Origin of the sequence: Qipengyuania sp. NPDC077410 (genome assembly GCF_044543405.1) — a bacterium.
GTDB lineage: Bacteria > Pseudomonadota > Alphaproteobacteria > Sphingomonadales > Sphingomonadaceae > Qipengyuania > Qipengyuania pacifica.
In genome coordinates this window covers 290305-301897 of sequence record NZ_JBITWB010000001.1, presented here as the reverse complement: position 1 = coordinate 301897, position 11593 = coordinate 290305, and the positions used below count along the sequence as shown (strand labels likewise).

Annotated in this window: 8 protein-coding genes; 4 read left to right on the top strand and 4 right to left on the bottom strand. The window is 61.1% G+C overall.

The annotated features are described in order from the left end of the window. Positions 1-26: 26 nt before the first annotated feature. From glpD to ACIGGE_RS01475, 4 genes are all read right to left on the bottom strand, one after another. Positions 27-1517: a glycerol-3-phosphate dehydrogenase gene (glpD, locus tag ACIGGE_RS01490; protein ID WP_397489218.1), complete on the bottom strand. Its 1491-nt coding sequence runs from the start codon at positions 1515-1517 to the stop codon at positions 27-29. Next, positions 1514-2386 (bottom strand): S-methyl-5'-thioadenosine phosphorylase, encoded by an 873-nt coding sequence (gene mtnP, locus ACIGGE_RS01485; RefSeq protein WP_397489217.1) that lies wholly within the window; start codon positions 2384-2386, stop codon positions 1514-1516. Before mtnP ends, glpD begins: the two co-directional genes overlap by 4 nt. Positions 2387-2458: 72 nt before the next feature. After that, entirely contained in the window at positions 2459-2989 is a 531-nt protein-coding gene (locus tag ACIGGE_RS01480) for a group 1 truncated hemoglobin (RefSeq protein WP_397489216.1), read from the bottom strand. 11 nt (positions 2990-3000) lie between these two features. After that, the gene (locus ACIGGE_RS01475; RefSeq protein WP_397489215.1) at positions 3001-3924 is read right to left on the bottom strand and encodes a DUF3034 family protein; all 924 of its coding nucleotides are present in this window, start codon (positions 3922-3924) and stop codon (positions 3001-3003) included. Positions 3925-4009: 85 nt separating this feature from the next. Between ACIGGE_RS01475 and ACIGGE_RS01470 the strand changes: the two genes are divergently transcribed. The 4 genes from ACIGGE_RS01470 to ACIGGE_RS01455 all read left to right on the top strand — a co-directional run bounded on the left by ACIGGE_RS01470 (position 4010) and on the right by ACIGGE_RS01455 (position 11506). Continuing rightward, positions 4010-4612 (top strand): methylamine utilization protein, encoded by a 603-nt coding sequence (locus tag ACIGGE_RS01470; protein WP_397489214.1) that lies wholly within the window; start codon positions 4010-4012, stop codon positions 4610-4612. Further along, the gene (locus tag ACIGGE_RS01465) at positions 4612-6924 is read left to right on the top strand and encodes a putative bifunctional diguanylate cyclase/phosphodiesterase (protein WP_397489213.1); all 2313 of its coding nucleotides are present in this window, start codon (positions 4612-4614) and stop codon (positions 6922-6924) included. Before ACIGGE_RS01470 ends, ACIGGE_RS01465 begins: the two co-directional genes overlap by 1 nt. 103 nt (positions 6925-7027) lie before the next feature. Beyond that, the gene (locus ACIGGE_RS01460; protein WP_397489212.1) at positions 7028-9805 is read left to right on the top strand and encodes a phosphoenolpyruvate carboxylase; all 2778 of its coding nucleotides are present in this window, start codon (positions 7028-7030) and stop codon (positions 9803-9805) included. A 93-nt stretch (positions 9806-9898) separates the two neighbouring features. Further along, a complete protein-coding gene (locus tag ACIGGE_RS01455; RefSeq protein ID WP_397489211.1) occupies positions 9899-11506 on the top strand; it encodes a catalase in 1608 nt (535 codons plus the stop codon). Positions 11507-11593: the final 87 nt, after the last annotated feature.

Here is an 11593-nt window from a genome sequence, read left to right as displayed (position 1 = left end):
GTGAAACGTCCTTGTTCCGTAGCGGCTTATGAGGTTTGGGCCGCAAACCAGTCTGCGACCGCCTGCTGGGCGGCAACAGGCAGATGAAGACCGAGTTTGCTGCGTCTCCACAATACGTCCTGCGCCGTACGCGCGTATTCGGCGTCCACAAGGTAGTGCAATTCGGCCTCATAGAGATTTCCGCCCATGTGCGCTCCAAGCTCCCCAAGTGAGCCAGCCGAGCCGATGACGGCTTCAATCCGCGTACCGTAGGCGCGTGCAAGGCGAAGGAGCATTTCCGGCGGCAGCCATTTATAGCGCTCGCTAATGCGCCACAGGAAGGCTGCAAAATCGCCATCCGGCATGTCACCACCAGGTAGCGGGGCGTTAGCGGTCCAGGCTTTTCCGGGCAAAGCCAGCACTCTCCCAAGCTTTTCCAGCGCATGTTCTGCAAGCTTGCGGTACGTTGTGATCTTGCCGCCGTATACCGACAGGATCGGTGCGCCGCCCTCGTTATCGAGTTCGAAGACGTAATCACGGGTTACGGTGGAGTTGCTGGCGGCATGATCTTCGTAGAGCGGACGTACGCCAGAGTAGGACGAGACAATCTCGTCTTCGGTAATTGCACTGGAAAAATATCGGGAAGCCGCCTCGATTAGATACGCGATTTCCTTTGGAGAAATGACCACGTCATCGAGATCGCCTTCGTACAGGAGATCGGTGGTGCCGATCAGTGTGAAATCCCGTTCGTAGGGTATGGCGAAGACGATCCGCCCGTCCGTTTGCTGGAAGATATAGGCATGATCTCCGGCAAACCGACGCGAAAGGATTATGTGGCTACCTTTCACCAGTCGCAAATGCGCTGGCGTTCCTTGCCCGAGTGCGGTCACGGCTACGCGGTCGACAAAGGGGCCGGCCGCATTGACGACAGCCTGCGCAGTTATGCTGCGTACCCCCGCCCCGCCTCGCAGATGCGCAGTCCAGTTGCTCGCATTACGTTCCAGACCGGTGCATTGGGTACGAACCCGGATTTCGGCGCCGCGCTCCTCCGCATCCTTCGCCGTCAGCACGACAAGGCGGGAATCTTCCACCCAGCAATCCGAATATTCGAAACCGGACTTCAGCCGCCCCTGGAGGGTGTTGCGGTGGGGAGCGATACGCAAATCGACGCTCTTGCTCTTGGGCAGGCTCGTTCGGCCGCCGATCCGATCGTAAAGGGCGAGGCCAAGGCGCAGCATCCATTTCGGGCGCATGCTGGGGTCGTGCGGCATCACGAAACGCAGGGGCCAGATGATATGCGGCGCATTGCGAAGCAGCACTTCGCGTTCGCGCAGGGATTCCGCGACCAGTCGGAATTCGTAGTGTTCGAGATAGCGCAAGCCGCCATGCACCAGCTTGGTGCTGGCGGAAGATGTATGCGAAGCCAGATCGTCCTTCTCGACAAGTAGAACCTTCAGGCCCCGCCCTGCAGCATCCCGCGCGATCCCGGCGCCGTTGATCCCGCCGCCGATGACGAGGAGGTCGTAGCTATCGGTCATCCTTGCCGAAACAACCGCCCTGCAACCGCGTCGAGCTTGGCAAGTACCGCCTTGTCATGTCTTTCGGGCGCGGTGATGACGGCGTCGGTCAGGGCATGATCGATGGGGGACGGGCTGCGTTTCTTCGGCAGGCCCTTGCAGAAAGCTTCGATCGCTTTCCTTGCCAGTTTCGCGTTGCCGCGCATCTGTTCGACCACTTGCGCAACGTCCACCGTATCGGCATCGTCCTTCCAGCTGTCGTAGTCGGTAACCATAGCCAGAAGGGCATAGGGCAGTTCCGCTTCGCGAGCGAGCCGGGCTTCGGGCATGGCCGTCATTCCGATCACTTCGGCACCCCAATGCCGGTACAGGCGGCTTTCGGCACGAGTTGAAAACTGCGGGCCCTCGATAGCGACATAAGTCGCGCCCTGCGCACATTCACCGCCAGCGGTGGCAACGGCCTTTGCAGCGTGTTTCGACAGCCGTGGGCACACCGGGTCGGCCATCGACACATGGGCAACGAATCCATCTCCGAAGAAGCTCGATGGGCGCCCGCAGGTGTTGTCGATAAACTGATCGATGGTGACGAACCTGCCCGGAGAAAGTTCTTCCGAAAGCGATCCGACTGCGCTCACGGCAAGGATGTCGGTGCAGCCCGCGCGTTTTAGCGCATCGATGTTCGCCTGTGCATTGACGGTAGAAGGGGCCAGACGGTGGCCACGTCCGTGCCGCGGCAGAAAGCGGACGCGAACATGCCCGATTTTGCCGCACAGGATTTCGTCGGAGGGCTCGCCCCAAGGCGATTGAACCGGGATCCATTGCGCATCTTCGAGGGCATCCATGGCATAGAGCCCAGATCCCCCGATGATGCCGATCGTCCAATCGCTCATGAGTTTTCTTCGTCTCGCATAATCCCGGTCATCGGTAACGGGTGGGCCTTGCGACCTTTTGTGTCCAGCCCTTTAGCGGTTGATGACGTCCCTGCTCATCGGTGCCAGCTTGGACAGGAAACGGTTCTGGGCAGCGAACGGCACATCCTGTTCCCGCATCGCCTGCTGGAGGTTCTCGACTATGGCATTGAGGTCGGCCTTGCGCGAGCCAAGCCCTTCGTGAGAGCTTTTCATATCGCGTCCGGTATAGTCGCAGCCAGCGTTCAGGATGTAACAGAACTGTTCGAAAATCGTGCGCCGCAATCGGACTTCGTCGTGGCCGGCGAATATGCCCTGAATGCGCGGATCGGCGAAATTGATCTCGACGAACCTTTCGGCGATCTGGCGGATGCCGTCACGGCCGCCGAACGTTTCAGCCATGTCATCGCCGGTGAATGGCTTGGCGCCGGCGTTTTCGTTATTTTGCTCGTAAGGTTCGACGGGAATTTCCCTGGTTGCAGGATCGCGTTCGACTTCTTCGACGCCGAATTCGGCATCCCAGTCGACATTTTCTGCAGGAGCTTGCTGCATGAGCAAGAGCGAGAGGGTGGCAGTGAGCAACATGGGCATAACTCCTAGAATGCGACCTGCGCCTGCAGGAATGCGCCGCGCTGACCCGTGAATGTCGCGATCGAGCCAAGATCGGCATATGCTGCGGTCACGGTCAGATTGTCGCTGGGCGCATAGGCGGCAAAGACATCGAACCAGTCGCCTTCGCCAAGGCCGAGATTGTCCGGCTTGGTGCGGAACTCGGTCCCCAGAACGAAGCGACGGGAAAACTGATAAGCGACAGCGCCCTCGAACTGGACCGCGTAACTGTCGTCTGAAACGCTGCCGAACCCCAGCAAGCCGTTCTGATTGGCCTTTGTCAGCCGCGCCGTCGTATTGACCAGCACGCTGTGGCTGAGAAAAAGCTTGGTCGCGCTCAACGTAACATCGACACCTTCGTCATGCGCTGCCCCCACCGCGCTGCCGACGGCGCCGTCGAGACTGCGTTTATACTGTGCGCCCACAGCGACCTGAGGGACCATTGTATTGCCGTAGACGACGTCACCGAACAGTCTGACCTTGGCGCCGAATACATCCTGATTGAGCATATAGCCCTGTCCAATGCCGAGCGCGGCACCGACATCCTGCGTGTCGAAATTCTGTCGTGCGTAGCTCAGCTCGATCCTGTCGGCGATTCCCAGCGCCACCCCATGCGACTGATAGAAGAAGTCCGGCAGAAGCACTGCCGTCAAATGAGCCTGAACGCCCACGCCGCGTGTTTCCTGCCGTCCTGCGATGGTCGCCCAGTTCGAAATGCCGCCACCGCTCGCACCATCGACGGCGCTGACCGCGTTGGTTAGCAGTAGTTTGGCATTGTATTCCGGGAAGGTTCCGGCCTGGTCGACAGTTTGCGTATCCGAAGGAACTTCCTGAGCGCAGAGCGACATCGGCAGCAGAGCGAGAGGCGCCACGATCAAGCAGGTGGCAAAGTGATTGAAAACAGGGGTCATGCGCAATTGATGGCAGGATGTGGTGCAAAAGTTATTAACCGTATGCGGACACTTTCTTAACTCCTGACCCCGTACGATACCGGGGATGTGGACGCGTTTTGCCTTTCTCGCAGCCCTTGTGGCGATACCGGCTTCCTTTGCATGGGCGGCCTCTGTCGGCCCGGTCCGGGTCCAGGTGGTCGATGAACGCGGTGTCCCGGTGCGCGATGCCGTGGTCGAACTGGACGCTGCGGGCGGACGCGCAGGGCGCATCACCTTCCCCTGGCGGATGGCGATGGCGCAGCGGAACGAGCAATTCGCGCCCGGTACACTGGTGGTCGCACGTGGCAGCACCGTGGCCTTTCCCAACCTCGATAAGGTGCGCCATTCGATCTACAGCTTTTCGAAGCCTGCACGCTTCGAGATCGACCTCTATGGCCGGGACCAGACCCGAACCCATACCTTTCCCATTGCCGGCGCCGTGGCGCTCGGGTGCAATATTCACGATGAGATGCGCGGTTATATCCGCGTGGTCGATACGCCCTTTGCAGGCAAAACCGATGCCAATGGCTACGTGACCCTGGCCAATGTGCCCTCGGGATCGGCCAAGCTGACCGTCTGGCATCCCCGACTGCGCGGTCCGGGCGGTGAAATGTCGAAGCAGATTTCCGCATCGGGTAATCACAAGGTGGCGGTGCAGCTGCGGTGATGGCCATGCTCGCGACGATCAAGTTGCCGCGCTTCGCTTCACTGAAGCTGCGGATTGCCATACTTTACGCAGGCCTTTTCGCGGCAGTGCTGGCGGTGGTGCTGGCGCTGGTCAACGTCAGCATCGAGCGTTTCGGGGAGAACAGCGCGAGCCGCGATCTCGCCGCCAGTGCGCGCGTTTTCGACGAGATTATCGAACTGCGCGCGCGGCAGATGCGCGGTGCGACAGATGTCCTGGCGCGCGATTATGGGTTTCGCGAAGCCCTGGCGACGGAGGATGAGGCCACACTCGCCAGCGCCTTGCGTAATGTGCGTGACCGGACGAACGCCAGCTCCGCTTTCGTCGTTGGGCTCGACGGGGACATCATCGGTGATGGCTCGGGCGCACTTCCTCCGGCAGAACCGATCTGGTTCGCTTTGGATTCTGGCGAAAACAAAGGGGTGATCCAGCTCGGCGACACGCTTGCGCTTGCCGCTGCGTCGCCGATCGAGGTGCCGGATCTGATGGGCTGGCTGGTCCTGGCATCGCCGCTCGACAAGGCGGAAATGGCACGCCTGGGCGAATTGGCGGCGGTCGATTTCCACTCGGAGGTCCTGCTCCACGATGACTTGCCGGACATAGCAGCCTCACAGCCGCCGGGGACCGTGATTGAAGCTCACGACGAAGCCCGAAATCTTTTCCGCGTCAGCGTTCTTCCAAGCCTGCAGGATGGGCTGGATCCTCGCCTCGTTCTGCGCCACTCGCTGGCATCGGCGATGGCGGAATATGCCGTTCTGAAATATCTGATCGTGCTGGTCGGTACATTGGGACTGGCGCTGGTCGTGGCACTCGGGTGGCGGATCGCACGCGGCATTACCAAACCGCTGTCCGCGCTTGACGATGCCGTCCGGCAGTTCGGCCGCGGCGAAGAAGCCGTATTGCAGGCCGAAACCGACGACGAGGTCGGCCGGCTTGCGACAAGTTTCAATTCCATGGTCGAGGCAATTGCGGAACGCGAACGCGAGATCATTCATATCGGTTTGCACGACGGGCTCACGAACCTGCCCAACCGCAAGCTGTTCGTCGAACAGCTGGGGCAGGCTTTGGCGCGGCGCAAGGAGGGCGAACGAGTCCTTGTCGCATATTGCGATCTCGACGATTTCAAGGTGGTCAACGACACGCTGGGCCATCCAGCAGGCGATACCCTGCTTCGGCAGATTGCCGCGCGTCTCAACTCCGAACTCGGCAATGCGCGGATTGCGCGGCTGGGCGGGGACGAGTTTGCCGTTCTTACGGTGGTCGAGAACGAGAACGAAAGTCTGCTCCCCATCGCTCAGCATATCCAGAACTGCTTCGCCCAACAGGTAGAGATCGGCGGCCATACGGTCGATTGTTCAGCCAGCGTGGGCGTCGCGGTTGCGCCGATAGACGGCGAAACCGGCGTCGACCTTCTGAAGCATGCCGACCTTGCGCTCTATCGGGCCAAGCGTGGGGGCAAATCGGACTTCCATTTCTTCGAGCCTTCGCTCGATGAACAAGCCCGTGTCCGCCGTGAGATGGAGCTTGATCTCCGCCTGGCCATAAAAGACGGCGGCTTCGAGCTCTATTTCCAGCCGCTTTACAGTCTCGCGCGGGAAGAACTGGAAGGGTTCGAGGCTCTGATCCGCTGGAACCACCCCAAGCGCGGCATGATCAGCCCGGCAGAATTTATACCGCTGGCCGAGGAGACCGGCCTCATTCTGCAAATAGGCGAATGGGTCGTGCGCGAAGCATGCCGATCGGCGCGCGAATGGCCGGAGCATCTGTCGGTCTCCGTCAATGTTTCGGCGAAACAGTTCTCGACACCCGGCCTCACGACGACGATCTTGCAGGCCCTCACCCAATCGGGCCTCAGACCGAACCGGTTGGAGCTGGAAATTACCGAGAGCATATTCATTGCCGATGTCGAAAAGACATTGAGTACGCTTCACAAATTGCGGGATCTCGGGGTCCGCATCGCCTTGGATGATTTCGGCACCGGGTATTCCTCACTCAGCTATCTGCGCAGTTTCCCGTTCGACAAGGTCAAGATCGACCAGAGCTTCGTGCGCGATCTGAACGTGGAGGGGAACAATGCCCACGCGGTCATTCGGGCGATCACCACGCTTGCGTCAGCGCTGGGCATGCGCACGCTGGCTGAGGGCGTGGAGTATGCCGAGCAACGTGAAATCCTGAGGCGAGAAGGGTGCGAATATATCCAGGGCTTTCTGCTCAGCAGGCCGGTGCCTGCGAGCGATGTGGCTGCGCTCATCAACTGCCGGGATGTCGGGGGATTGATCCGCGCGGTCGGATAATGTCACCTGCATCCGTATTCATGCGGCTCGCGAAGCTCGTATCTTGACACAAAGGCAGCGTTGCCGCGGAACTCGCACCCGGATCCAGGGGTAGAGTAGAGCAATGGCAGAAACGACAATCGAACCGACCCTCGCAAGTCTGAGCGATCGCCTCAGGGTGCTTCATCGCCAAACTCGCGAGACTCCGCTCTTCAATCCGGTTTTCCAGCTTTCGCTCGATATCTCGCGAAAGCTGGAGAATGGCGAACTGGATATCGGACAGCTTGCCGGGTTGGTCGATGAACTCGAAGCGCAGTCGCTCGATGCTCGGGCGTCACGGCTGAAGAAGCTCCTTCGGCCCGACCGCGCAGGCGAAAGGCTTTCGCAGCTCTCGGCCCCGAAAGGCGATTTCGAAGCATTCAGAGCGTTCTGGGAACGCCCGCACATGCATGCGGTCTTCACCGCTCACCCGACCTTCCTGTTATCGCCGCAGCAGAGCGATGCGGTCGCCGCCGCGGTCGGCAACGGGGGCAAGGCGACGGTGCGCGATGGCGAAAGGCCGGAAATCACCCTGCGGTACGAGCACGGGTGCGCGATGTCAGCGATGGCCAATGCGCAGGATGCCCGCGACAAGTTAATCGCCACAATACTACGTCAGGCGGGGGAGGCATTCCCCGACCGGTGGACCGAACTGCAACCGCTGCCGTTCCGGTTCGCCACCTGGGTTGGCTACGACATGGACGGGCGTACCGACATCAAATGGTACACCTCCATCGCTTTCCGCCTCGCTGAAAAGGCCGAGCGGCTGGAGCGTTACGCTGCCAGCCTGGAGGCGATCGATCCCTCGCACGAACTGATCGCCACATTGCGCTCGGCGCAGGAGCGGGCGCAGACCAGCGCGGACGAATTCGCGGGCGACCTTTCTGCCCCCGAAAACATGTCGGCCGCGGCCAATCGCCTTACTCAGGATCACCCCGACAAACTGCTTTCCCTGGCTCCGCTTATCGAGCGCCTGGAAGGCGAGGCGGACGATCAAGGTGTCGATACGGCGGTGGCGCTTCGCACGCTTGCGGCTGCCATGCGGGCCGATGGCTTGGGGATGGGTTGGATCCATTTCCGGGTGAATGCCAAGCAATTGCACAATGCCATCCGTACACGGCTCGGCGATGCGGCGGATATCGACCTTTCCAGCCGCGGGGCAGTCGCGGCGCTGCGAGAATTGCTCGCCGAGGTCGAACCGCAGAGCGCCAATTTCGCCAGCCTTGCGGTAGAAAGCTCTACTGCGATCAGGCAATTTCTCGTCATGACGCAGATACTGAAGCACGTCGATGCGGATGCGCCGATCCGCATGCTCGTGGCAGAATGCGAACAGCCGTCGACCGTGCTCGCCGCACTGTATTTCGCCAGGCTCTTCGGCATCGCGGACAGGGTCGATGTCTCGCCGCTGTTCGAGACCGAAACCGCGCTGGAACATGGGGGGCGTTTTCTCGACCTGCTGCTCTCCGAACCTGACTATCAGGCCTATGCGAAGACGCGTGGGCGGATTGCCATCCAGACCGGTTTTTCGGATGCGGGTCGGTTCGTTGGCCAGATCCCTGCAAGCCTCGCGATCGAGCGGCTGCAGGGTCGGCTGGCGGAAGCGATGGCGGCGAACGGTCTCACCGATGTAGCCGCACTGATCTTCGACACACATGGCGAAGGTATGGGCCGCGGGGCGCATCCTTCCAGCTTCGAAGATCGCATCGAATGGGCACTAAGCCCTTGGGCACAAAGGCGTTTCACGCGCGCCGGGATCGCGCTCGAGCCCGAGGCGAGCTTTCAGGGCGGGGACGGCTATCTGCTCTTCGCGACCCCCGAAATCGCGCTGGCGACGCTTACGCAGGTGGTTGCGCATAGTCCGGCGCATACGGATCCGGATGTGCCGACGGACCCGTTCTATCGCCGGACCGATCTCAGCCTGGATTTCTATCGGGCGATCAAGGAGCACCAGCGCGACCATCTGGAAAGCCGGACCTACAGCCGCGCGATCACCGCGTTCGGGCTGGGCCTGCTGAACGAGACGGGCAGCAGAAAATCACGCCGCCAGAGCGACTTATCCGCCGATCGCGAGATGAGTCTGCGGCAGATCCGCGCCATCCCGCACAATGCCATTCTGCAGCAGCTGGGCTATCCGGTGAACATCATAGCCGGGGTCGGTAGCGCGGCCGAAAGCCAGATCGAGGAGATGGGCGCCCTGCTTGCCGACAGCCCGAGAGGCATGCAGATCATACGTTTGATCAGGGCATCGAACGCCCTTGCAAGCATCAAGACAGTGGCGGCGTTCGGCGAATTGTTCAATTCGGCCTATTGGGCTAGCCGCCCCTATCGTGGGACCGAGCCGCATCTGGCGGAAGCCTGCGAAGCGCTGGCCGAATATCTCATCAAGGACGATCGCAACGGCGTGTTCCGCCGCCTGTCGTCCCGCCTGCGCGTCGATGCGCTCAAGCTGCACCGGCTGCTGGACCTCGTGCCGGACGACGATCCGCATCCCGAACGGGAAAGCGTGCGCCGCGCAATCGGCGTCTTGCAGGCCGTGCGGCTGGCGCTGCTCCAGCACATGTTCTTAAAGGTGGTGTCGGTGCCGGCCTTCAGCCGGGCCAACGACATCAGCCGGACGGATGTGCTGGAAATGGTCTTCACACTGCGGATCGACGATGCGCTGGCACAGCTGCGCCGCGCCTTCCCGACCAGTTTCCCGCGTAAGGACGACTTCGCGCTGGAGGAGCCCGGACAGTATCCGATCGGCGCGGGCGAAGGCTATGCGGCTATCCGCGAGAAGTACATCGACCCGATCGAGCAGGCCTATGCACTGTGCCTGCGCATCTCGACTGCCATTGCAAATGAGTTCGGCGCGCACGGGTGATTGCCGGGTTTATTTGCGCACTACGATTCTTCGCGGAACGTCCATCGGCAGCGCCGGTTCTGGAAGGGTACGCAAACGCGAAGGATTCCTGCCATGGCCGATACCCCCAAATGCCCATTCACCACGACCGACGCCGGCATTCCGGTTCAGAGCGACGAACATTCGCTGACGGTCGGGCGCGACGGCCCCATTGTCCTCAACGATCATTACCTGATCGAGCAGATGGCGAACTTCAATCGGGAGCGCATTCCGGAGCGCCAGCCCCACGCGAAAGGCTCGGGCGCATTCGGCACGTATGAAACCACGGCGGACGTGTCGAAATACACCAAGGCGAAGATTTTTCAGAAGGGCGCGAAGGCCGAAGCGGCAGCGCGCTTCAGCACGGTTGCCGGTGAGCGCGGCAGCCCGGACACCTGGCGCGATCCGCGCGGCTTTTCGGTCAAGATCTATACCGAGGACGGCAATTTCGACATGGTCGGCAACAACACGCCGATCTTCTTCATTCGCGATCCGCTGAAATTCCAGCATTTCATCCGCAGCCAGAAGCGCCGGGCCGACAATGGTCTGCGCGATCATGACATGCAGTGGGATTTCTGGACCCTGAGCCCCGAAAGCGCGCATCAGGTCACCTATCTGATGGGCGACCGCGGCATTCCGAAGAACTGGCGCGAGATGAACGGCTATTCCAGCCACACCTACATGCTGGTCAATGAGGAAGGCGAGAAATTCTGGGTCAAGTTCCACTGGCACAGCGATCAGGGCGACGGGAATGCGCATCTGACGCAGGATGAAGCCGACAAGATGGCCGGGCAGGATGGCGATTATCACCGCCGCGACCTGTTCGATGCCATCGCGAAGGGCGATCATCCCAGCTGGACCCTGAAATGGCAGATCATGCCGTTCGAGGATGCCAAGACCTACCGCATCAATCCGTTCGACCTGACCAAGGTCTGGCCGCACAAGGATTACCCGCTGATGGAAGTCGGCAAGCTGACGCTGACCGAAAATCCGGTCGACTGGGACACCCAGATCGAACAGCTCGCCTTCGAGCCCAACAACATGGTCCCCGGCATCGGCCTGTCGCCCGACAAGATGCTGCTGGCCCGCGGATTTTCCTATGCCGATGCGCACCGCGCCCGGCTGGGGGTCAATTACAAGCAGATCCCGGTCAATCAGGCGAAGAATGCCGAGGTTCACAGCTATTCCCGCGCGGGACAGGGGCGCACGGTCAATGCCGTCGACCCGGTCTATGCACCCAATTCCTATGGCGGCGCCGGCGCGCAGCCGCAGGTTGGCGGCGAAGCGACCTGGATGTCCGATGGCGACATGGTACGCCAGGCATATACGCTGCGCGAGGACGACGACGACTGGAGCCAGGCCGGTGCGCTGGTGCGCGAAGTCATGGACGACGCGCAGCGCGACCGGTTCGTCGACAATGTCGCCGGGCACCTTGCCGATGGGGTCAGCGAGCCGATCCTCGTGCGTGCGTTCGATTACTGGCGCAATGTGGACAAGGCCATCGGCGATCGCATCGAAAAGGCAACGCGCGATCTGGTCGGCGGCAAGTCCAAGGCCCCCGGCATGGCAAGCGCAGAGTCCATCAAGGGCTATGCGGGCGTGCCGGCGACGTCGGATCTCGCCAAGGGCGAAGGCGACAAGAACGCAGCGAAGAACCTGCGCGAGCCGGCCCCTGCCAACTAACGACATATAACCCGTCGATATCGACGCGGTGACAGATCGCCAGGTCCGGCAATGTCCGGGTCTGGCGATCATCGTATTGGAACAAGA